This is a genomic window from Rhizobium sp. Root482, assembly GCF_001426565.1.
Taxonomy (GTDB): Bacteria; Pseudomonadota; Alphaproteobacteria; order Rhizobiales; family Rhizobiaceae; genus Pararhizobium.
This window is the reverse complement of record NZ_LMFA01000012.1, coordinates 420523-442641: the sequence shown is the minus strand read 5'-3', so window position 1 is coordinate 442641 and position 22119 is coordinate 420523. Positions and strand designations below refer to the sequence as shown.

Here is a 22119-nt window from a genome sequence, read left to right as displayed (position 1 = left end):
GAGTTGGATGCGGGCGCATCCGTCACCGCGTTCTGCACCAGTTCGCGACCCGGTCTCCTCGACATCGGGAGAGCCTCAGTCGCGGATGATCACCGGCCGGCCCCAGACCGTCGCATCATTGCCGTAGCGAAAGGCGCGCGATTCGGCGCGGCGGTCGAGGTCGATGCGCTGCAGGCAGGTTGCCAGCGCGTCGGTATTGCGGCGAAAGCCATAGGAGAGGCAGGTTTTCTCGTCTCTCTCATGACGCTCTTCCGGCGTCATCGTGGTGCAGCCGCAAAGGATCGCGAGCACGGCCAGCGACAGGATTTTCCGGATATGCATGTAAGGCCCCGTGACGTTGCTGATAGCGTCCCGTCTATCAGATGCGCTGCAGGACATCCACGAAAGCTTCGGCGAAATTCTTGAGATCCGCCGTCCTTTCGTCCGGCGTCTCGATGCGGATGGTGGTGCCGTCGGCTTCGAGACAGGCAAAGATCGTCGCCATTTCCACATTGCCCTCCCGCGGAATGCGCAACACCGCGATACGGTCGCAATTTTCGACCAGCCCCGAGGCCGGCAGTTCGAACAGGAAGGCGCCGCCGATCTCGGCCGCTGCCGCTGCGACATGCGCCGCAAAGCTCTTGGGCCCGGTGGCGAAGCCGTCGAGCGAAAGCTCGAGTTCAAGCAGTTCCATCGTCAGGCCGGTCTCGGTCGTCGGCGGGGACGTCTCTATGCTCTTCTGCACGGAAGGCAGCATGCTCGCTCTCCTTTCAGGTCGCCGGATCGTCGCCGCGCCTGGAATGTCGATAAACTTGGCCGGTCCAATGCCGCATGGAGCCGGTGTTTAAGCTTTCCCCGTGAAAAAGACATGATGAGGGAGAATGGCGAATTTGCGGCGCAGCCCGGTTTGCCGGGTTTGCGGACGGCGGAGCGGCCCTGTGGCAACTGGCGACGGCGCCGTTTGGCGAAAACTGCTTCACAGCTTTCGTCATCCTGTTCTAAACAGGAACAAGGCTACCTTAGCCGGACCACAGGGATTGATTCTGTCAGATGATGATCAGGTATGAGCGTCCGACCTCGCACGCGGCCCACTGGGCGCGCAGGATCGCACGCTTTGCTTTCGGCCTGTTCGTTGCGGCTCTGCTTGCCCACCGCTTCGGCCCGCTCGCCACGCCCAATTTCGCGGCGCTGGCGGTGTTTTCTGCAGGCCTTGCCTGCCTTGCCGTGGTGCTGTCGGTCATCGGCTTCATCCGGTTCTGGCAGGTCGCCGCAGTGGCCGGCATCGCTTCCTTCGTCGCTCTACTCTATGCGGCCGTGCCGCTGGGCTTTGCCGGTGCCGCCCTTATCGCCTATTTCCGGCAGCCGGCGATCTATGATGTCAGCACCGATATCGATACGCCGCCGCCCTGGATCACGCCGCCCGATGCGAGCCAAGGCTGGCTCGAGCGTCCCGGCACGGTAACGGCGCAGGATCGCAAGGCCCAGCTTGCCGCCTATCCGGCTCTCTCTGGCCGGCGCTATGACGGCGCGCTCGACCGGGTCTTTGAGGGCGTCAAGATCGTTGCCGAAAAGCAGGGGATCACCATCACCGCGCAGGAAGGCGCCGAGAATGCGCAGGCCGAATTGCCGGATCTCCCGGCCACGCCCGCCGGTTCCGCCCCCAATGACAGCGCGCCGGAGGAGGTGCCGATCCCGCTGTCGCGGCCAGGTGCCGAACCGGACATCCTGCCGCCCGGCCATCGCTCGACCGATATCCTGCTGCAGGGCGAGTGGCGCACGCTGATCGTCGGCCTGCGCTTCGATGTGCTGATCCGGCTGAGGGAAGAGGCGGAAACCACGTTCGTCGACATGCGGGTGGCCTCCCGCTACGGCGCGCACGAGCTTGGCCTCGGCGCCGGCTTCGCCGACCGGTTCCTGCATGCGCTGGATGCCGAGCTTCTGGGGATCGCCGGGGACTGATGCCGGTTGCCCCGTCTTAACTGGCGCCGCCGGGCGCCAGGCGATAGGTGCCGGAGAGCAGGGGCGCGCCGTCGGTCTCCACCTGGCCGCGCTCCAGAAGATCTTCGAGATGGGCAAGGACCGACAGGGCCGCGGCACCGTGCAGGCGCGGATCGGTGGTCGCATAGATCGCCCGGACCATGTCGGGGATCGCCGCGTCGCCGGCCCGCACCCGCTCCAGCACGGCGCGCTCGCGCATGCGCCGATGGGCCCTGAGGCCGCGCAGATAGGCGGAAGGCTCCACCACCGGCCCGCCATGGCCGGGCAGGTAGAGCCGGTCGTCGCGGGCAAGTAGGCTTTCGAGCGAGGCCATGTAGTCGCTCATCGATCCGTCCGGCGGCGCGACGATCGTCGTCGCCCAGGCCATGACATGATCGGCGGAAAAGACGATGCCGGTCCCTTCAAGTCCGAAGGCGGCGTGGTTGGCGGTATGGCCGGGTGTGAGGATGGTCGTCAGCGACCAGCCGTCGCCCTCCACCCGGTCGCCATCGGCAAGGGCGATGTCGGGTCTGAAATCCATGTCCGAGCTTTCGGCAAAAGGGTTCGTCTCGCCTTCATGCAGCGGCCTTGCGGCCCGGTGCGGCCCCTCGGCGACGATCAGCGCGCCGGTTGCGGCCTTGAGGCGGCGGGCAAGCGGCGAGTGGTCGCGATGCGTATGGCTGACGGCGATATGGGTGACCTCGCGGCCCTTGAGCGCCGCCATCAGCGCCTGGAAATGCGCCTCGTCCTCCGGCCCCGGATCGATCACCGCCACCGACCTGCCACCGACGATATAGCTGTTGGTGCCGTGGAAGGTGAAGGGGCCTGGATTGTTGACGGTGATGCGCTCGATGCCATCGGCCACCGGCACGGGTTCGCCGTGGGCGGGCTTGAAATCGAGGTCGAAACCGAGATCGGAGCCGGTCCCCTTCATGCGCCGTCTCTTCACTTGTATTCGATCTCGATGAACGACATGAAGTCCGTGCCGGCATTGACGACATTGTGCTCGACGCCGGCCTCGCGCCGATAGGCTTGCCCCTTGGCGATATCCACCCGCCGCTCGCCGCCCGGCTCTTCAAGAAGAAACCGGCAGTCGGTCATCGGCACGACGACATAGCCCATGCCGTGCACATGATGGCCGGTATCGGCCCCCGGCTCGAAATCCCAGCGGGTGATCCGCACCATCTCGTCATCGAGAAGCAGGGTTGGCTTGGCAGGCGGGCGGGCACGAAAAATGCTCATGGCGGTCTCCGGATTGTCATTCGACCCTAGCGCAGAAATTGCAGAACTGGAACGCTTTCGGCTATCCGTCCCTCGGCTTTTCGATGCCACGCCGACCACAGGCTGAGGCGCATTCCAAAGGCCTTGCCCGACAAAAATCGGCGCAAAGCCAAACTTAGCCGTTGTCGCTCGCTTTCACCTTTGCTAAACCGGCTTTCGATTTGGCCGGACGCTGTCCGCGCCGGATGCTGGGGCGTAGCCAAGCGGTAAGGCAGTGGTTTTTGGTACCGCCATCCCTGGTTCGAATCCAGGCGCCCCAGCCAGATATTTTTCATCTTATTTTCAGTTTCTCAGGTAGCGCGGGGAACTTCAGGTGCTACGGCTTTGTGGATGTTTCACAGGAGCATGGCACATATAGGCTGCCTTCTCCGGCGTGGAGCAGACCGCTCCGGGAGAATATATCTGCCGCTCGCTTTTATGGGAATCGCTGGAAAAGGAGCCCGTGAAGGCTCTCGGCATGAAGGATGAGAGCTAGGCTTGGCAGCGGTGTCCTGGCGCAACGCCAGCTCGACGGGAAGAGCCAGCGATTGACGACCTTGCCGCTGCACCGGTCATTTAGGCTCGCCAAACACCTTCGGCGAGCCTTTGCATTATAACCGATCAGCTATTGTCTTCAGTCGGCGCTTCCGGGCCGTTTTTCTTGATCGAGGCAATGGCATTTTCTGCGCTGGCCTTGGATGCGTAGCCCTCGGTCGCAAACATCACTTCGTTATTGTATTTGAAGCGAACACGGAACTCGCCAGCCTTGTCTTTGTAGATTTCAAATTTATGAGCCATTGTCTTCTCCTATGCAGTGCGATTCTTGATTGCGCCGATGATGATCGTCAGCAACGCGCCGCCTGCACCACCCGCGATCAACTGACTTACAATGCCACCCAGGCTCAGATTGCCAGCCTGCGAAGCGGTGGTAATAGCGGGAATCAGAAGTGTTATGATCTGCCCCAACACGCCGCCGCCGACAGCCCCGGCGATCGTATTGCCGATTGTGCCGATGTCGAAATTCGAAGAAGCCTTTCCGGCGGCATTTCCGCCGATGGCCCCAGCGACAAGGTTCATCAAGATTTGTTCCATGGAATCCCCCTCTAGCAACAAAGACCATCATGCAGAGAAGATGAAGACTTTCAAGTCAAGGATTGACTATCCGTCGGAGGACCAATGCAAGCCGCACTCCGCAAGACGTGTCATGTGGCGAGATTCCGTATCGCAGGTCTGGAAACCGGATCAACGGAGACCGTAAGGCATTTGATTCTGGGGTAGGGAGTGATTCTACATGACGGAGCATCAGCCTTGATTGCCGGCTGTGCTTGTCGGGGTCGGTTCATCATCGCCTATTGCGCGCATCCGGGCAGGTCCGGCCTCTCGTCTTCAAGCAGGACTGTCAATCAAGGCTGAGAGAGATTTGCGAGAGATTCACCCGCCGGTTTTCACCGGCGAGTGGCTTGCCCGGTCGTTACAGTGCCCCGGCTATTTCGCGTCACCACCCAGGAACTCGTCGCACCAGCTTGCGCCGGTTGCGGATTTGCGGTCGCCGAGAACCTTGATCGAGCGGATCGTATAGTCGGAGGAAACAGTGAGCTGGACCGAGCAGCTGAGGAATTCGGTGCGGGCAGGGGCGATCCGCTTGCCCTTCTTGCCGTCGACACCCTCGGCATATTGCGCCGGAACCTTGCGCTTGGTGTAGCCGCCCTTCCAGGAATAGATCGTGTTCTGGCCGCTTTCGACATCCGCTTGCGGCGGGCCGAACTTGGCGAAGAAAGTGCCGGCCGGCTGGCCGTTCCAGCGGCTTTCGACGGCGTTTCTGGCCGGCCCCACGGTCGTGCATCCGGCAAGCGCCAGCGCAAGGCCGGCCACGGTCAACAGGCGGAAGTTCATCTCTACGCGTTCCTTTGGTTTTCGTTCTGAAAATGGGTCTGCCGACCGCTCGCAAAAAGCGGGCGGCCAAGCTTTCATCTGCCTCTAGCGCTAAATGCGCGGAAAGAAAATCGGCACGGCGATTTCTGGATGTGCGCACGCGCATAAATTCGCAAGCGTTGCTGAAAGGTGCCAGCCGGACGCGCCTGGCCGGTGGCTTCGAGAGCGCCCATGGACCGGCCACCTGCCAGCGCTTATCCCATTGTTTTCAGGCGGCTGGCGATTTTTCCACTTTGCCGCTTGTGGAAAGGAAAATGCTGTTCTATAGAAGCGCCGCTGGTCACGGAGTGTAGCGCAGCCTGGTAGCGCACGTCGTTCGGGACGACGGGGTCGGAGGTTCGAATCCTCTCACTCCGACCAGCTTATTCCCTTACATCCATAAGATACGACACTCTCCGCCCATGTGGTCTTCGTACCGTTCGGCGGATGGTGAACGGCCTTTCATTCGGGATCGGCGGCTGCGTGGGGCGGAACCTCAAGGCGCCGGACGCTTGGGTTACAACTAAGGGAAACGGCGCTCTAGGACGAACGGCCCCGGCGGGCTTTGTCCAAGAGTTGGGCGCCCAGGGTGACGCCGTGAATGACGGCGGATTTGATCTTGCCGGGATCTCCCTCGGGGCCGAGCAGTTTCCTCACCCATGTGACATTCTCCTTGACCACGCGCGCCGGGTTGCCGACGGCGAGACAGTCGGGGGGAATGGCTTTCACCACGATCGCATGGGCGCCGATGATCGAGCCCTCTCCAATCGTCACTCCCTTGTAGACATGGGCCTTTTCGGCAATCCAGACGCGCTCGCCGATGGCCACGTCCCTTGCGAGGTTGAGGCGTCGCCCGGTGATGGTGCTGAGGATGCTGTGAACGTCGGATGTCCGCACGCGGATATCGGCAAGCAGGCATTCCGCGCCGATGGTGATCGTTCTGCCTTCGATGGCCTGGAACCAGCAGGGCTTGTTCATGCGGGTTCGCTCGCCGACCTCGATCGTGCCTTTGCCGCCCACGGTAAACACACCGGACGGCCGGCTTCCGCGACGGAACAGAATGGTATTGCCGTCACCGATGAATTTCAGCGTCACCCGGGCAAACTCGACACCGTCCTCGATGACGAGCCTGTTGCCCTTGCCCTTGAATTTGATTGCGCAGCTGTCGCTCATTCTGGCCGGCGTGCCGACGATCTCGTTATCGACCGCAAATCTCTCTGAAAACTCCAGCCATTCTGTCGGATTGTTCACGGCAACCTCGCATTGCGACCAGCGGTTCGCATGCTCCATACAATGTCGCTGGCGAAGGCATCAAGTGCGCGGTGCTTGAATATCGTGAGGCAGGTTACGGTCCGCTTGTGCCGCGGGGCTTTACCCCCTCTGTCACTGTGTGACATCTCCCCCTCAAGGGGGAGATCATTCTTTTCCCTTGAGGGCTTTCGTAAGGTAGGCACTGAGCGCGCGGCCAATCTCCCCCCTTGAGGGGGAGATGTCCCGGAGGGACAGAGGGGGGTAAACTCTCCTCTGGTACGGAACCGGCCCTGACGCCTTCGCTCGCCTCAGTTGTCGATACCGGCGAGCACGTCGTTTGCCTTGCCGGCGGGGAGGCGGCGGATGTCGGCTTCCTCGCGGCGAGCGGCGAACAGTTCGGTCGCCATCAGCTGGTCGGCAAGATCGGCCGGCAGCGACAGGATCACCCGGTTGTCCTCGGTATGGATGCCGGAAAGCGAGGAGCGCTTGGCGGTGATCATGCCGCCGGCCACCGTATTGTTGGTGTCGGGATCGATCAGGATGAAGGCGCCGGTGATGCGGTTCTGCTCATAGGCGTCGAACATCGCCTGTTCGTCGAAGGAGAGATGCACCTTGCCGATGGCGTTCATCGGCAGCGTTTCGCGATGCGCGTTCCACTTACCGCTCTTCAGGTCGAGTTGGCTCGTCGGCTGGATGGTGACGCGCTGGCGGCGTGAGCCGCTTTTCAGCCAGTAGCGCTTGGCCGGCTGGATGCCGTCGGCCTGTAGCGCGACGATCTGCGCATCGAAGGAAAGCCCGGTCTGCGGCTGGCTGTCGAGGGAAACGATCATGTCGCCGCGCGACACGTCCACCTGCCGGTCGAGCACCAGCGTGATCGCGTCGCCGGCCACCGCCGCATTGCGCACCAGATCGAAAGTGACGATCTTCGCGACATTGGCGACCATGCCGGACGGGAGGATGACGACCGAATCGCCCGGCTTCACCGCGCCGCCGGCAACCGTGCCCTGATAACCGCGAAAGCTTTCGCCGGGACGCGAAACACGCTGCACCGGCAGGCGGAAGCCGACCGTCTGGGCCGAGCGAACCGTCGCCAGTTCGAGCACCTCCACCAGCGTCGGGCCGTCATACCAGGGCATGGAGGCGCTGCCGTCATAGACGACATTCTCGCCCTTCAGCGCCGAAACCGGGATGGCGGTGATCTGGCGCACGCCGAGCGACAGCGCCAGTTCGCGGAATTCATGGCTGATCTGGTCGAAGCGGGCGCGGTCGTAGCCGATCAGGTCGATCTTGTTGACGGCGAGCACGAACTGCTTGATGCCCATCAGCGTGGCGATGGTCGCATGCCGGCGGGTCTGTTCGAGAAGCCCGGCGCGGGCATCGACGAGCAGCACGGCGAGATCGGCCGTGGAGGCGCCGGTCGCCATGTTGCGGGTATATTGCTCGTGGCCGGGCGTATCGGCAACGATGAAGGAGCGTTTGTCGGTGGCGAAATAGCGATAGGCGACATCGATGGTGATGCCCTGTTCGCGCTCGGCCTGCAGCCCGTCCAGAAGCAGCGCGAAATCGGGCAGGCCGAGATCGTTCTGCTGGCCCGAATCGCGCCGGAGCGTCGCTGCCTGGTCGTCCTTCACCGCTTTGGTGTCCCAGAGCAGCCGGCCGATCAGGGTGGACTTGCCATCATCGACGCTGCCGCAGGTGATGAGACGCAGCGGGCGCGTGTCGCGCAGCGCGCGCGCGCCTTCGACCGCCGGAAAAGCGGAGACGGTTCCGGTCTTTGCTTCGAGAGTGCCGATCTGGGCAGTTGCGGAAACACTCATCAGAAATATCCTTCGCGTTTTTTCTTTTCCATCGAGCCGGATTGATCACGGTCGATGGCGCGGCCCTGGCGTTCGGAAACGGTCGCGGTCTCCAGTTCGGAAATGATGTCGTCGAGCGTGGTCGCCTCAGAGCGGATGGCGCCGGTCAGCGGAAAGCAGCCGAGCGTGCGGAAGCGGATGACCTCGTCGCGCTTGATCTCGCCGGGCAGAAGTTCGAGCCGCGGATCCTCGGCCAGGATCGTCATGCCGTCGCGCTCGACCACCGGCCTGGATTTGGCGAAATAGAGCGGCACGATCGGGATGTCCTCGGCCTGGATGTAGCGCCAGATATCGACCTCGGTCCAGTTCGACAGAGGGAAGGCGCGCACGCTCTCGCCCTTGCGGATCATGCCGTTATAGAGGTTCCAGAGTTCCGGCCGCTGGTTGCGCGGGTCCCAGCGATGGTCCGGCGTGCGGAAGGAATAGATGCGTTCCTTGGCGCGGCTTGCTTCCTCGTCGCGCCGCGCGCCGCCGAAGGCCGCGTCATAGCCGCCGGCATCCAGCGCCTGGCGCAGCCCTTCCGTCTTCATGATGTCGGTATAGAGCGCCGAGCCATGGGTGAAGGGGGTGACGTTTTCGGCGGCACCGCGCGGATTGACGTGCTCGATCAGGTCGAGATCGTATGTCTTGATGATCTCGTCGCGGAACGAGATCATCTCGGCGAATTTCCAGCCGGTGTTGACGTGCAGCAGAGGGAAGGGCACGCGGCCGGGATAGAAGGCTTTTCGCGCCAGGTGCAGGAGGACGGAGCTGTCTTTACCGACCGAATAGAGCATCACCGGCTTGTCGAATTCGGCGGCGACCTCGCGGAAGATATGGATGGCTTCGTTCTCGAGCGCCTTCAGATGCGGATCGAGCGGCGTCTTTGTCGTCTGCGGATTGTGCAGTTCCGTTTCCGGAAGGATACTGGGCATTACAAGTCTCCGGGAGAAGTCTGGTTGGCCGGCAAGTCTAGCGCCTCATCGCGCAATGATGCTGGCCAGGATCGGTGATTGGGCGCCGGCTTGCGGGGCGGCGGCTTCGGCCACATGCAGGCCGCATTCGCGCGTCTCGTCGTTTTCCCACCACCAGCGGCCGGCCCGCTCGGGCTCGCCGGGCTTGATGGCGCGGGTACAGGGCTCGCAGCCGATCGAGGGATAGCCGCGCGCATGCAGCGGGTTGACCGGAATCGCTTGCGCCTCGACATGGGCGCGGATCGTCTCGATATCCCAATCGGCGAGCGGATTGATCTTGATCAGACCGCGCTCCGTATCGGCCTCGGCAAAGGGCGTCTCGGCCCGGTTGCCGGACTGGCCGCGGCGCAGGCCGGTGATCCAGTAGGAAGCCCCTTCCAGCGCCCGGGCAAGCGGCTTCACCTTGCGTGCGGCGCAGCAGGCGTGACGGGCCTCGATACTGTCGTAGAAGCCGTTCATGCCATAGCGGGCGGCATAGGCGTCGATATCGTCCTGTTCCGGGAAAAAGCGCCGGATCATCAGGCCGTAGGTCTCTTCCGTCCGGTCGATCAGCGCGACGGTTTCGGTGAACAGACGGCCGGTCTCAAGGGTCGAAACCTCGATGCCGAGCTTGTTCGTGCCGATCGCGGCGGTGATCACCTGGTCTTCGATGCCGAGGCTGGTGGTGAAGACGGCCTTGCCGCCCGATGCCGCGACAAGCGCCAGCCGACCGGCAAGATCAAGGCCCTGCAGTTGGCGGTTCAGCGCTTCGGCGCGGTCTTCAAGGGATGCGGATGTCATGGGAGGAAATCCTGGTTCTGTTGTCCCGGACTATCGCAGCCATGGGCGGCGAAGAACAGAAAAACGGATTTCCAAAGACAGGGGATCAGAGCAAATATCTCTCCGAAGCGGATTAAACTAAGAAAACCTGGTAGTTCTGTCCCGCCACCAGCGCGAGGACGACTACCACTGAGGGGCAGACCTATCGGTCGCTGGTTTCCCAGCGCGGATTGATCCAGGGCTCCTGGTTGCTGCGGGGCAGGGGCTGCTTGCCGAGAATATGGTCGGCGGCCTTCTCACCGGTCATGATCGAGGGGCCGTTGAGATTGCCGTAGGTGACGCGCGGGAAGATCGATGAGTCCGCGACCCGCAGCCCATCGACGCCGATCACCCGCGTTTCCGGATCGACCACCGCCATCGGATCGTCCTTCGATCCCATCCGGCAGGTGCCGCAGGGGTGATAGGCGCTCTCCAGATGCTCGCGCAGGAAGGCGTCGATCTGGTCGTCGCTCTGCACGGCCTCGCCGGGCTGGATCTCCGGGCCGCGATATTGGTCGAAGGCCTGCTGGCCGAAGATTTCGCGGGTGAGCCTTACACAGTGGCGGAATTTCTCCCAGTCCTCCGGATGGCTCATATAGTTGAAGCGGATGACCGGGTCGGCCTTCGCATCAGGCGAACGCAGAGTGACGTTGCCGCGCGATTTGGAATGATTGTAGCCGACATGCACCTGGAAGCCATGGCTCTTGGCCGCCGCCTTGCCGTCATAGGAAATGGCGACCGGCAGGAAGTGATATTGGATATCCGGTTGCCGGACCCCGGGGGCCGAGCGCAGGAAGGCGCAGGCCTCGAACTGGTTGGAGGTGCCGAGCCCGGATTTCGTGAACATCCACTGGGCGCCCGCCACGCCCTGCCAGAACCAGGGCAGCCAGGAATAGAGCGATACGGGCTTGGTCGAAATCTGCTGGAAATAGAACTCCATATGATCCTGCAGATTGGCGCCGACGCCCGGCCGGTCGGCCTTCACCTCGATGCCCATCTCCTTCAGGTGATCGGCCGGACCAATGCCCGACAGCATCAGAAGTTTTGGCGAATTGAACGACGAGGCCGAAACGATCACCTCGCGGGTGGCCGTGACCACCTCGATCTTGCCGCCGCGCTCGATCTCGACGCCGGTGGCGCGGCCGTTCTCGATGACGATGCGCCGGGCATAGCAGTGCAGCAGCCGCACATTCGGCCGCTTCAGCGCCGGCTTCAGATAGGCCGATGCCGCCGACCAGCGCCTGCCATTGTGAACGGTCTGCTCCATCAGGCCGAAACCTTCCTGCCTGGAGCCGTTATAGTCGTCCGTCAGTTCGAAACCCGCCTGTTTGCCGGCCTCGACAAAGGCGTGGAACAGGGGGTTCCTGAAGCTGCCGCGCTTGACATGCAGCGGCCCGTCCGTACCCCGCCAGCCGTCCTCGCCGCCATCGGAATTCTCCATGCGCTTGAAATAGGGAAGCACATCCGCATAGGCCCAGCCGCGCGCGCCCATTTCCTCCCAGGTGTCGAAGTCTTCCATCGAGCCGCGCACATAGACCATGCCGTTGATCGACGAGGACCCGCCGATCACTTTTCCCCGGGGAGCCGTGATCCGCCGGTTGTTGAGGTTTGGCTCCGGTTCGGAATGATAGCCCCAATTGTAGCGCTTCATGCTCATCGGCCAGGCCAGCGCCGCCGGCATCTGGATGAACGGCCCAAGATCCGACCCGCCATATTCCAGCACCAGCACCGTATTCTTCCCGTCCTCCGACAGGCGGTAGGCCAGCGCCGATCCTGCCGAGCCGGAGCCGATGATGATGAAATCTGCGTTTTGCATGGCGGTGTTCCCAGATAAAAATGCCCCTCACCCTAACCCTCTCCCCGCAGGCGGGGAGAGGGGACGACGGAGCTTGACGTTTGCCCTTTCCCCATAGGCGCGGAGGGGACGACGGAGTTGGCCGCTTGTCCCTTCTCCCCGTTTACGGGGAGAAGGTGGCCGATAGGCCGGATAAGGGGCCTCTGTTTCAATACGGCGACTGAACCGGCCCCATGGCCACATAGATGCTCTTCAGCTCCGTGTAGTGCTGAAGCGCGGCAAGCGAGTTTTCCCGGCCGAAGCCCGACTGTTTGGAGCCGCCGAACGGCACTTCCACGGGGGCAAGGTTATAGGTGTTGATCCACAGCGTACCCGCCTCCAGCCGGTCGACGACGCGGTGCGCGCGGGTGAGGTCTGCCGTGAAGACGCCGGCCGAGAGGCCGAATTCGGTGGCGTTGGCGCGGGCGATCACCTCGTCCTCGCTGTCGAAGTCGAGCACGCACATGACCGGTCCGAAAATCTCCTCGCGGGCAATGGTCATCTCGTCGGTAACATCGGCAAAGACGGTGGGCTGGATATAGGTGCCGGCGGCCGAAACCGCATTCGGAATACCGCCGCCGGTGACGAGCGTCGCGCCTTCCGCCTTGCCTTGTCCGATATAGGAAAACACCTTGTCGAGCTGCGCCCTGGAGACCATCGGGCCGAGCTGCGTTGCCTCGTCCATCGGATCGCCGATCACGATGTTTTCGGTACGCTCCTTCAGCCGCGAAAGGAATTTCTCCTTGATGCCCTTCTGCACGAAGACGCGGGTGCCGTTGGAGCAGACCTGGCCGGTCGAATAGAAATTGCCGAGCATGGCGCCGCCGATGGCGCTTTCGAGGTCGGCATCGTCGAAGACGATCAGCGGCGACTTGCCGCCGAGTTCCATGGTCACATGCTTGAGGCTCGCGGCGGCGGCGCCCGCCACCTTGCGGCCGGTCTCCACCGAGCCCGTTAGCGACACCTTGGCCACGTCCTTGTGGTTGACGAGCAGCGGCCCGGTCGTACGATCCCCCTGGATGACGTTGTAAAGCCCCTTCGGCAGGCCGGCTTCGTGCAGGATTTCGGCGATCTTCAGCGCGCCGAGCGGGGTGTTCTCAGACGGCTTGAACACCATGGCATTGCCGGCAACCAGCGCCGGCGCGCCCTTCCAGCAGGCGATCTGCTGCGGATAATTCCAGGCGCCGATGCCGACGCAGACGCCGAGCGGCACGCGCTTGGTAAAGGCAAAGTCGCCGCCGAGCGGAATATGCTCGCCGTTCAGCGCCGCCGCCGCGACGCCGCCGAAGAATTCGAAGGCATCGGCACCGGAGGTCGGGTCGGCGACGATGGTCTCCTGGATCGGCTTGCCGGTGTCGAGTGTTTCCAGCTCCGACAGCTCGCGGTTCCGCTCGCGCATGATGTCTGCCGCGCGCTTGAGGATACGGCCGCGCGCCGTCGGGCTCATCGCCGCCCACTCCGGCTGCGCCCGTTTTGCCGCCGCGATCGCCCTGTCGACGATGGCGGGTGTCGCGGCATGCAGCCTGGCGATCACCTCGCCGGTGGCCGGATAGAGGCTGTCGAAGGCGGCGCCGTCGGCATCCTCGACATAGTCGCCATCGATGAAGTGAGAGGCTTTCGGTTGGGCGCGCATTCTATTCCCCTCGCGGATAGCGTTTGGTTTCTTCGAGATTATCGAGATTCATGTGGTTGCGCATGTAGCGCTCGGAGGCCTTTTGCAGCGGCTGGTGGTCCCAGGGGTAATAGGCGCCGTTGCGCAGCGCCTCATAGACCACCCAGCGCCGCGCCTGGCTTTCGCGCACGCTGGCATCGAAGGCCTCCATGTCCCATCGCGCATCGCGCATCGCCTGGAAGGCTCGGAGCGTCGAGGCATGCGCCGGCACCCCGGCAAGGTTGGAGAGTTCCAGCGGGTCGGCCTCGAGATCGTAGAGCTGGTCGGGATCGAGCACGCAATGGATATATTTCCACTTGCCCTCGCGGATGCAGACCAGCGGCGCCTGTGAGCCCTCGGCGGCATATTCCATCACCACCGGCGCGCTCCGCTCCTCGCCCCGGATCACCGGCACCAGGCTTTCGCCGTCCGTCCAGGGCATGATCTCGTCCATGGAAATGCCGGCGAGGTCGCAGAGCGTCGGCGTCACGTCGAGATTGGAGCTTGCCGCAAGATGCAGGCCCGGTTCGACGCCGGGACCGGCGATCATCAGCGGCACGCGGGCCGAGCCCTCGAAGAAGTTCATCTTGAACCACAAGCCGCGCTCGCCCAGCATGTCGCCATGGTCCGAGCAGAACAGGATCAGCGTATCGTCGAGCATGCGGGTGCGCGTCAGCGTATCGATCAGTTCGCCGACCTTTTCGTCCAGATAGGAAATATTGGCGAAATAGGCCTGGCGCGAGCGGCGGATGTCTTCCTCCGTCACCGAGAAGTTCTGGTAGTCGCAGGCAAGGATCAGGCGCTGCGAATGCGGATCCTGGTCGGCGAGCGCGATATCGCCGACCTCGGGCGAAAGCTGGTCGCAATCATTGTAGAGATCCCAGAATTTCCGCCGCGCCACGTAAGGGTCGTGCGGATGGGTGAAGGACACGGTCACGGCCCAGGGGCGGCGGGCCGCGTCGTCGCGTTCGCGCGAAAGCTGGTAGAGCTTCTGGTTGGCGAGGAACGCCACCTCGTCGTCATATTCCATCTGGTTGGTGATTTCGGCCACGCCGGCGCCGGTGACGGAGCCGAGATTGTGATACCACCAGTCGATCCGCTCGCCCGGCTTGCGATAATCCGGCGTCCAGCCGAAATCGGCGGGATAGATGTCGGTCGTCAGCCGCTCCTCGAAACCGTGCAACTGGTCCGGTCCGACAAAATGCATCTTGCCAGATAGCGCCGTATAGTAGCCGGCCCGGCGCAGGTGATGCGCATAGGTCGGGATCGATGAGGCGAATTCGGCGGCATTGTCGTAGACCTGCGTGCGGCTCGGCAATTGCCCTGCCATGAAGGATGCACGGGCCGGTGCGCAGAGCGGCGAGGAGGTATAATTGTTGCGGAAGCGGGCCGAACGCTTGGCCAGCGCCTTCATGTGCGGCGCATGCAGAAAATCCGCCGGACCGTCCGGAAAGAACTTTCCGTTCAACTGGTCGACCATGATGATGAGAATATTGGGTTTGCTCAACGCTCGTCTCCTCGGCCCGTAAAGGGCCGCAAATGGGCTGTCAGGTAATCTTCGGTCAGCGCGATCGAGGCCTCGATGCTCACGGGCGCGGATTTCAGCCCCTGGCGCAGGTAAAGTCCGTCGATCATCGCGGATGCGCCCTCGGCGATCCGCGCGGCGTCGTCGGCCGGGCACAGTTGTCTCAAATTCGCCATCAGGTTCGAGCGCAGCCGTCTTGCATAGAGCACCAGCAAGCGGCGGGTCTCTTCGGAGCGCTGGGCCTCGGAATAGAAGGCAAGCCAGGCCGCGACCGTTTCCGGGGCGAACTGGTGCGCCTGGAAATTGACGCGGATCACTGCCGACAGTTTTTCGCGCGGCGTTGCGGCAGCGCCCATCGCGGCGACCGTGTCTGTCCGCAACTGGCGCAGCAGGCTGCGAATGGTCTCGATGACCAGTTGTTCCTTCGAGCCGAAATAATGATGCGCCAGCGCCGCCGAGACGCCTGCATGCCGGGCGATTTCCGACATGGTGACGGTCAACGATCCGTGGTCGCCCACGGCCCGCAATGTCGCGTCCACCAGCGCCTTGCGGCGCACCGGCTCCATCCCGACCTTCGGCACGAACGATCCTCCCGATTGCTGTTCCGGCTACGCTAATGTATTTTGATTGATCCATCAATCAACAAAAAACTGCAACCCGGTCGCGCGTCAGATGCCGGTTCGCGAGGTCGTGAAAGTTTCATCAATATGTCACATTGGGGCAACGGAAAATTCAGGTCTCGGGCACGATGTTTCGCGCGATGTCCCGTCGCTTCCGGAGCCCTGCATGTCCGCCGTTTCCGCCGAAATATTATCGCTTCGCCGCTTCGGTGACGACCAGATCGTCACGCTGGCCAAGCTGGCGATCGAGAATGCCTTCCAGCCCATCGCCGAAATCGCCACGGGAGCGGTGTTCGGCTATGAAACGCTGATGCGCGGCTATGAGCGGCTGGGCTTTGCCTCGCCGCTCGAACTCCTCGACAAGGCGGAATCGACCGGCCAGCTCCTGGCGCTGGAACATATGCTCAACACCCGCGCCTTCGCCGGCTTTGCCAGTCTGCCGGATTTTGCCTCGCGCACCCTGTTCGTCAATTTCGACAGCCGGCTGATCGGCCTCGAGGGCGATGTGGTCGAGAGGCTGGGCAGTCATCTCAAGCGCGCCGGCATCCCGCCGTCTTCGATCTGCTTCGAACTGTCCGAGCGTTTCGACGGCGGCAAGATGCCGGATTTCGCCGGGCTGGTGCAGCGGCTGCGGCTTGCCGGCTTCAAGCTGGCGATCGACGATTTCGGCGTCGGCTTCAACGGGCTGAAGCTGCTGTGCGACCAGCCGGTGGATTATGTGAAGATCGACCGCCACTTCATTTCCGGGATCGAATCCAGCCCGCGCAAGCGCCATCTCGTGCGCCATACCGTCAATACCGCCCATGTGCTCGGAACCCGGGTGATCGCCGAGGGCGTCGAGACGGAGGCGGAGTTTTCCACCTGCCGCGATCTGGGTTGCGATCTGGTGCAGGGCTATTTCGTCGCCCGCCCGACCGTGCATTTTTCCGATCTGCAGCCGGTCTATCCGCATCTGGAGGCAAGCGGCGGTGCGCGGCGTCATTCCACCTCGCTCGACGGCATCCTCATCCGCCAGCAGATCGAGCAGGTGCCGGCGCTGCGCGAGAACGGTGATCTGGACGAGGTCTTCGAACTGTTCCGCCATTCGCCGCAGCGCAGTTTCTTTCCCGTCCTCAACGCCAATGGAGAGCCGCGCGGCGTACTGCACGAATATCACGTCAAGGAGATGATCTATCATCCCTTCGGCCGCGATCTGCTCAAGAACCACATGTACCAGCGCCATATCGCCCATTTCGTCACGCCGGCGCCGATCGCCGACCTCGAGGCGCCGGCCGACGAGATGTTGCGGATCTTTGCCGGCATGGACGGCGCCGATTGCGTGATCGTGACGGAAAACATGCGTTATGCCGGCATCCTGTCGGCCGCCTCGCTGCTGAAGATCATCAGCGAAAAGCAGTTGAAGACCGCGCAGGACCAGAACCCGCTGACCGGCCTGCCGGGAAACCGCGCCATCCGCGATTATGTGCAGGATGCGGTTCTCGACGGCGATGAGGCGCGCTATTTCTGCTATTGCGATTTCGACAGTTTCAAGCCCTTCAACGATCATTATGGCTTTCAGAAGGGCGATCTCGCCATCTCGCTGTTTGCCGCGCTGATGCGCCGTCATTTCATCGGCGAGCAGAAGTTTCTCGGCCATGTCGGTGGCGACGATTTCTTCATCGGCATCAGCGGTGCAACCCATGCGGAAGTGGAGGCGGTGCTGCGGCGGATGCTGGCGGAATTCCGCGCCGATGTGCGCCAGCTCTATTCGCCCGACCACCAGGCCGCAGGCCTGATGACCGGCCATGGCCGCAATGGGGAAACCGCGACATTCCCGCTGATGCGCTGCTCCATCGCCGTGCTCGCGCTCTCGGAAGGCTTCGTGTTTTCCGATACGCAGGCCGTCAGCGCCCGGATCGCCGAGGTCAAGCTGCAGGCCAAGGAGAGCGAGGAGGGCCTGGTCTTCGACCTGTTTGGCGCATGAATTATGTGCGGTGAGATTGATATGTGCCGTCCCGGCGAAACCATCATTTGCCCTTCTGGCCCGGCGCGGTAGATAGTTGGTGACGATCTATGCAAGGAGAGCCCCGTGACGCTGCCGACCGAAATGACCTATGTCGATCTGCCCACGCCCGGCGGGCCGGAAAATATGGTTCTCGCCCGCGGGCCGCTGCCGGATCTTGGCCCCGGCGACATTCTCGTCCGGGTCGAGGCCGCCGGAATCAATCGTCCTGATATATTGCAGCGCCTCGGCAAATATCCGCCGCCGCCGGGCGCGAGCCCGGTGCTCGGACTGGAAGTGGCCGGCGAAGTGGTGGCCATGGGTGAGGGCGCCGAAGGCTTCATCGTCGGCGACAAGGTCTGCGGTCTTGCCAATGGCGGCGGCTATGCCGAATTCTGCACGCTCCCGGCAACGCAGGCCATGCCCTGGCCCAAGGGTTTCGATGCCGCCCGCGCCGCCGCGCTGCCGGAAACCTTCTTCACCGTCTGGGCCAATGTCTTCCAGATGGCCGATCTGGTCGAAGGCGAAAAGATCCTCATCCACGGCGGATCGAGCGGCATCGGCACCACCGCCATCCAGCTTGCCCGCGCCTTCGGTGCCGAGGTCTTCGTCACCGCCGGCAGCAAGGCGAAATGCGATGCCTGCCTGGCGCTTGGCGCCAGGCGCGCGATCAATTATCGCAACGAGGATTTCAAGGCGGTCATCCTCGAGGAAACCGGCGGGCGCGGCGTCGATGTCATTCTCGACATGGTCGGCGCTCCCTATTTCGAGCGCAATATCGCCTCGCTCGCCAAGGACGGCCGCCTGTCGATCATCGCCTTTCTCGGCGGCGCCAAGGTCGAGGCGGCGAGTATCCAGCCGATTCTCACCCGACGTCTCCATGTCATGGGCTCGGCGATGCGGCCGCGCACGGCGGTGGAAAAGGAAGCCATCCGCGACGATCTGGAAGATAATGTCTGGCCGCTCCTGGAGGATGGCGACATCGCGCCGGTCATGCATGCGGTCGTTCCCTTTGCTGATGTCGCCGAGGCGCACCGGCTGATGGAAGCCGGCGATCATATCGGCAAGATCGTCCTGACGCTCTGAAATCCGGCTAGCACTCTTGCAAAGTCTCCGAATCGGATTACCTTTAGGCCAACATCAACGAAACGAAAGGAAGGTGATCCAGTGTCTAATGAGATTTCGAACCTCGTGACCGGCATGGGAATTGTGGTGGAGACGACGAGGCAGCCCTCGTTCTGAACCAGCCTTCCTGCGGGGCGTGTCTCTGATACGCTCCGGGCCTGTTACCTGGCCAAAACTCATGAAGGGTCGCCTCCGGCGGCCCTTTTTGCGTTCCGGGAACTGGCGGTTTTGCGCCATTGACGCCGCGCCGTCCGATCCGGCCTCCGAAAAGCAGGACGCCTGCAAGACGGTTCGCGCGGGGTTTTGCCGGCGAGATTCTTGGTCTAAGAGACAGGGCGAGGAAGCAAACAATCGAGGGTGGAAAAAATGTCGAATCCGGTGCTGGTCGAAGCCACGCGCGGCAATCTGGTGGAAAGCCGTCACCGCGGCGTCGTGATCGCCGTCGATGGCGATGGCAAGACCGTGTTTTCGCTGGGTGACGTCGATACCGCCGTCTTTCCGCGCTCGGCCTGCAAGGCCATGCAGGCCCTGCCGCTGATCGAGAGCGGCGCCGCCGATGCCTATGGTTTCGGCAACCGGGCGCTTGCCCTGTCCTGCTCTTCCCACAATGGCGAGCCGGAACATGTGGCGATGGCGGCGGAAATGCTGGCCGCTGCCGGTCGCGATGTCTCGGCGCTGGAATGCGGCGCGCACTGGTCGTTCAACCAGGATACGATTATCGGCCAGGCCCGCACGCTCGATCATCCGACGGCGCTCCACAACAATTGCTCGGGAAAACATGCGGGCTTCGTCTGCGCCTGCTGCCATGCCGGCGAGGAGGTGGCGGGCTATGTCGACTATGACCATCCCCTCCAGCGCGAAATTCGCGGCGCCATGGAAAGCCTCACCGGCGCCGTTCTCGGCCATGACAATTGCGGCATCGACGGCTGTTCCATCCCCACCTATGCGGTGCCGCTGAAAGGCCTTGCCCACGGTTTTGCCAGGATGGCCACCGGTCGCGGCCTCGATCCGGTCCGCGCCACGGCTTCGAAGCGGCTGATCGAGGCCTGCATGGCCGAGCCCTTTTATGTCGCCGGCAGCAAGCGCGCCTGCACCCGGCTGATGCAGGTCGCCCCCGGCCGCATCTTCGCCAAGACCGGCGCGGAAGGCGTCTTCTGCGCCGCCATTCCGGAAAAGGGCATCGCCATTGCTCTCAAATGCGAGGATGGCGCCACCCGCGCCGCCGAAGCCATGGTCGCCGCTACGCTCGCCCGTTTCTTTGCCGACGAGCCGGACCTGCGGGAAAAGCTGATGGCTGAGGCCAATCATGGGATGAAGAACTGGAACGGCATTCATGTCGGCGATATAAGCGTATCGCCCGCCTTCGCCGCCTGAGCCAAGGCAAAGCCTGCGCAACATGGCCCGGGTCTCGGAGGGATGCGTCCGGCTGCGACCACTTTGGCGTGATCGGCGCAAAGCCGGCTTTCCATGAACCGGCCCGGTTGCTATCACAGGCGCGAAGGCCGGTCCGCACCGGCTAGAGGACCGAAGGGCCAGTGCTGCCAAAGGGCCAGTGCTGCCAAAGGGATGGAGACCCAGCATGTTGAAACTGTATTTCGCCCCTGCGACCTGCTCGCTCGCCTCGCATATCGCGCTTGAGGAAACGGGCGCGCCCTACGAGGCGGAGAAGGTGGATTTCAAGGCCGGCGGGCAGCGTGCGCCGGACTATCTGCGTCTCAACCCCAAGGGCCGCGTGCCGGCGCTCGCCACAGACCGTGGCGTGCTGACGGAAACGCCCGCCATCCTCGCCTATATCGGCCAGAGCTTCCCGGGCTCGGCGGTCGGTATTCCGAAGGACGCCTTCGATTTCGCCCGCATCCAGGCTTTCAATGCCTATCTCTGCTCCACCGTCCATGTCGCCCATGCGCATAAGCGCCGCGCCAGCCGCTGGGCCGATGATCCGGCCGCGCAGGAAGCCATGGCGGCCAAGGTCACGGCCAATATGGGCGATTGCTTCGAACTGATCGAAAACACCATGATCGCCGGCCCCTATGTGATGGGTGAGACCTATTCCATCGCCGATCCCTATCTTTTCACCATCTCTGGCTGGCTGGAAGGCGATGGCGTCGATATCGCCCGCTTCCCGAAGGTTCTCGCCCACCGGGACCGGATGGCGGAGCGCCCGGCGGTCAAGGCCGCTCTGTCGGCGGCGGCGGGCTGATCAGCAGCCATGGCAGGCTTTAGCCTGCGGTCTCCTGTGGGAGGTGTCGCCCGGGAAGGGCAGGTCGCCCAGTTCGCGTGCATCCATCCGGGCAATGTCCGGGTGGCGCAAGAGATCGTTGATCCAGGTTTCCGCTGCATCTTCCCCATCATGGGCGGCGTGCGGCAGTAATTGGTCGAGCATGGAGAAAATCTTCGTCATGGCCTCACCATCTTCCGTTGATGTGGCGATCATCCGACTGTTTTCTGCGCTTTTCAATTGAGAATGCCAACGCTCGCGTATAGAAAATCTATATGAAAGACCTGAATTCGGTTCATCTCAATGGTCTGCGCGCGGTGGAAGCCGCCGGCCGTCACGGCTCACTGCAGGCGGCGGCCGAGGAGCTGGGGGTCACGATCGGTGCCGTCAGCCAGCAAGTCATCAAGACGGAAAAGCAGCTCGGCCGGGTGCTCTTCGAGCGCAGTCCGCGCGGTCTCGTCGCGACGCCCTATGGCGAGACCTTACTGCCGCGCCTCACGGCCGGTTTCGAGGTGCTCGACAAGGCCGTCGCCACAGCCCGCAAGCGCGACGAGACGATCCTGACGATCTCGGTGGCGCCTGTCTTTGCCGCGCGCTGGCTGGTCAGCCGGCTTGATCGCTTCGCCGCCCGGCATCCCGATATCCGCCTGCGCATCGATGCCACCACCAGCCTCGTCAATCTGGAAGCTTCCGATGTCGATATCGGCATTCGCGTCGGCAGGGGCAATTGGCCGGGCGCCCGGGTCGAGCTGCTGCTCGAACAGCAGGTCTTTCCTGTGTGCTCACCGGCGATGGCGGAAAAATTACGCGAGCCGGAAGATATCGTGTCGGTGCCGGCCGTCATCGACGCGCATTCGATGTTCACCTGGGAGACGTGGCTGTGCGAAGTCGGGCTGGCCGGCAGCCAGATGATTGTGCGGCACAGTTTCAACGATGCCTCGCTCTGTCTCGATGCGGCGATCGCCGGACAGGGCGTCATGCTCGCCTGGCAGACATTGGCCGGCACGTCGATCGCCGATGGCCGGCTGGTGATGCCCTATCAGGTCCGGGCAAAAACCGGCTTCGCGCATTATTTCGTTACGCCGCCCTCTCGCCGCGAGACCGGAACCGTTCTCGCCTTCAAGCAATGGGTGCGCGACGAGATTGCCGAAACCATGAGAGATCTCGGCTTTTCGTGAAG

General features: G+C 63.0%; 22 protein-coding genes and 2 tRNA genes. 8 read left to right on the top strand and 16 right to left on the bottom strand.

Features of this window, described 5'->3' with window-relative positions; all coding sequences use genetic code 11:
• Positions 1 to 75: 75 nt before the first annotated feature.
• Both ASD31_RS10140 and ASD31_RS10135 read right to left on the bottom strand, forming a co-directional pair.
• Positions 76 to 321, bottom strand: a complete 246-nt coding sequence (locus tag ASD31_RS10140; RefSeq protein WP_056332419.1) for a hypothetical protein — start codon at positions 319 to 321, stop codon at positions 76 to 78.
• Between the two features lie 37 nt (positions 322 to 358).
• On the bottom strand, positions 359 to 736 hold the full coding sequence (locus ASD31_RS10135; RefSeq protein WP_056332417.1) for a hypothetical protein: 378 nt from the start codon (positions 734 to 736) through the stop codon (positions 359 to 361).
• A 293-nt stretch (positions 737 to 1029) separates the two neighbouring features.
• Here ASD31_RS10135 and ASD31_RS10130 point away from each other — a divergent pair, with 293 nt between their 5' ends.
• Positions 1030 to 1938, top strand: coding sequence for a DUF1499 domain-containing protein (locus ASD31_RS10130; protein WP_056332414.1), 909 nt, complete (start codon positions 1030 to 1032; stop codon positions 1936 to 1938).
• Between the two features lie 16 nt (positions 1939 to 1954).
• Here the strand turns inward: ASD31_RS10130 and ASD31_RS10125 are convergent, their stop codons facing one another.
• Positions 1955 to 2890 carry an MBL fold metallo-hydrolase gene (locus tag ASD31_RS10125; protein WP_056332412.1) on the bottom strand — a complete coding sequence of 312 codons (936 nt, stop codon included), beginning with the start codon at positions 2888 to 2890 and terminating at the stop codon, positions 1955 to 1957.
• Between the two features lie 11 nt (positions 2891 to 2901).
• Positions 2902 to 3198 (bottom strand): cupin domain-containing protein, encoded by a 297-nt coding sequence (locus tag ASD31_RS10120; RefSeq protein WP_056332410.1) that lies wholly within the window; start codon positions 3196 to 3198, stop codon positions 2902 to 2904.
• A gap of 228 nt (positions 3199 to 3426) precedes the next feature.
• Here ASD31_RS10120 and ASD31_RS10115 point away from each other — a divergent pair.
• Positions 3427 to 3500, top strand: a tRNA-Gln gene (locus tag ASD31_RS10115).
• Positions 3501 to 3837: 337 nt separating this feature from the next.
• Here ASD31_RS10115 and ASD31_RS25400 read toward each other — a convergent pair.
• From ASD31_RS25400 to ASD31_RS10105, 3 genes are all read right to left on the bottom strand, one after another.
• On the bottom strand, positions 3838 to 4014 hold the full coding sequence (locus ASD31_RS25400; RefSeq protein WP_082520500.1) for a YegP family protein: 177 nt from the start codon (positions 4012 to 4014) through the stop codon (positions 3838 to 3840).
• Between the two features lie 9 nt (positions 4015 to 4023).
• Positions 4024 to 4308, bottom strand: a complete 285-nt coding sequence (locus tag ASD31_RS10110; RefSeq protein ID WP_056332408.1) for a hypothetical protein — start codon at positions 4306 to 4308, stop codon at positions 4024 to 4026.
• A gap of 393 nt (positions 4309 to 4701) precedes the next feature.
• Positions 4702 to 5109, bottom strand: coding sequence for a hypothetical protein (locus tag ASD31_RS10105; protein WP_056332406.1), 408 nt, complete (start codon positions 5107 to 5109; stop codon positions 4702 to 4704).
• Positions 5110 to 5431: 322 nt separating this feature from the next.
• Between ASD31_RS10105 and ASD31_RS10100 the strand changes: the two genes are divergently transcribed.
• Positions 5432 to 5508, top strand: a tRNA-Pro gene (locus ASD31_RS10100).
• Positions 5509 to 5667: 159 nt separating this feature from the next.
• Here ASD31_RS10100 and ASD31_RS10095 read toward each other — a convergent pair.
• The 8 genes from ASD31_RS10095 to betI form a co-directional block, all read right to left on the bottom strand.
• Positions 5668 to 6378: an acyltransferase gene (locus ASD31_RS10095; protein ID WP_162251149.1), complete on the bottom strand. Its 711-nt coding sequence runs from the start codon at positions 6376 to 6378 to the stop codon at positions 5668 to 5670.
• Positions 6379 to 6686: 308 nt separating this feature from the next.
• Positions 6687 to 8195 (bottom strand): sulfate adenylyltransferase subunit CysN, encoded by a 1509-nt coding sequence (cysN, locus tag ASD31_RS10090; RefSeq protein WP_056332402.1) that lies wholly within the window; start codon positions 8193 to 8195, stop codon positions 6687 to 6689.
• A complete protein-coding gene (cysD, locus tag ASD31_RS10085; protein ID WP_056332400.1) occupies positions 8195 to 9148 on the bottom strand; it encodes a sulfate adenylyltransferase subunit CysD in 954 nt (317 codons plus the stop codon). Before cysD ends, cysN begins: the two co-directional genes overlap by 1 nt.
• Positions 9149 to 9193: 45 nt before the next feature.
• A complete protein-coding gene (locus ASD31_RS10080) occupies positions 9194 to 9967 on the bottom strand; it encodes a phosphoadenylyl-sulfate reductase (protein ID WP_056332398.1) in 774 nt (257 codons plus the stop codon).
• A gap of 181 nt (positions 9968 to 10148) precedes the next feature.
• Positions 10149 to 11801, bottom strand: coding sequence for a choline dehydrogenase (betA, locus tag ASD31_RS10075; protein ID WP_056332396.1), 1653 nt, complete (start codon positions 11799 to 11801; stop codon positions 10149 to 10151).
• 187 nt (positions 11802 to 11988) lie between these two features.
• Positions 11989 to 13452 carry a betaine-aldehyde dehydrogenase gene (betB, locus tag ASD31_RS10070; RefSeq protein WP_056332394.1) on the bottom strand — a complete coding sequence of 488 codons (1464 nt, stop codon included), beginning with the start codon at positions 13450 to 13452 and terminating at the stop codon, positions 11989 to 11991.
• A 1-nt stretch (position 13453) separates the two neighbouring features.
• Complete coding sequence (gene betC / locus ASD31_RS10065; RefSeq protein ID WP_082520499.1) at positions 13454 to 14977, bottom strand: choline-sulfatase; 1524 nt, start codon at positions 14975 to 14977, stop codon at positions 13454 to 13456.
• Positions 14974 to 15576 carry a transcriptional regulator BetI gene (betI, locus tag ASD31_RS10060; protein WP_056332392.1) on the bottom strand — a complete coding sequence of 201 codons (603 nt, stop codon included), beginning with the start codon at positions 15574 to 15576 and terminating at the stop codon, positions 14974 to 14976. The genes betC and betI overlap by 4 nt, the downstream gene beginning before the upstream one ends.
• Before the next feature lie 205 nt (positions 15577 to 15781).
• Here betI and ASD31_RS10055 point away from each other — a divergent pair, with 205 nt between their 5' ends.
• The 4 genes from ASD31_RS10055 (at position 15782) to ASD31_RS10040 (ending at position 20921) form a co-directional block, all read left to right on the top strand.
• The gene (locus ASD31_RS10055; protein ID WP_056332390.1) at positions 15782 to 17578 is read left to right on the top strand and encodes a bifunctional diguanylate cyclase/phosphodiesterase; all 1797 of its coding nucleotides are present in this window, start codon (positions 15782 to 15784) and stop codon (positions 17576 to 17578) included.
• 105 nt (positions 17579 to 17683) lie between these two features.
• Positions 17684 to 18682: an NAD(P)H-quinone oxidoreductase gene (locus ASD31_RS10050; protein WP_056332388.1), complete on the top strand. Its 999-nt coding sequence runs from the start codon at positions 17684 to 17686 to the stop codon at positions 18680 to 18682.
• Positions 18683 to 19087: 405 nt separating this feature from the next.
• The gene (locus ASD31_RS10045; protein ID WP_056332386.1) at positions 19088 to 20095 is read left to right on the top strand and encodes an asparaginase; all 1008 of its coding nucleotides are present in this window, start codon (positions 19088 to 19090) and stop codon (positions 20093 to 20095) included.
• A 205-nt stretch (positions 20096 to 20300) separates the two neighbouring features.
• The gene (locus ASD31_RS10040) at positions 20301 to 20921 is read left to right on the top strand and encodes a glutathione S-transferase family protein (RefSeq protein WP_056332385.1); all 621 of its coding nucleotides are present in this window, start codon (positions 20301 to 20303) and stop codon (positions 20919 to 20921) included.
• On the opposite strand, the gene ASD31_RS10035 is transcribed toward ASD31_RS10040, so the two are convergent.
• Positions 20922 to 21155 carry a hypothetical protein gene (locus ASD31_RS10035; protein ID WP_244483804.1) on the bottom strand — a complete coding sequence of 78 codons (234 nt, stop codon included), beginning with the start codon at positions 21153 to 21155 and terminating at the stop codon, positions 20922 to 20924.
• Positions 21156 to 21214: 59 nt separating this feature from the next.
• On the opposite strand from ASD31_RS10035, the gene ASD31_RS10030 reads away from it, so the two are divergent.
• Positions 21215 to 22117 (top strand): LysR substrate-binding domain-containing protein, encoded by a 903-nt coding sequence (locus ASD31_RS10030; protein ID WP_056332382.1) that lies wholly within the window; start codon positions 21215 to 21217, stop codon positions 22115 to 22117.
• The last annotated feature ends 2 nt before the right edge of the window (positions 22118 to 22119 follow it).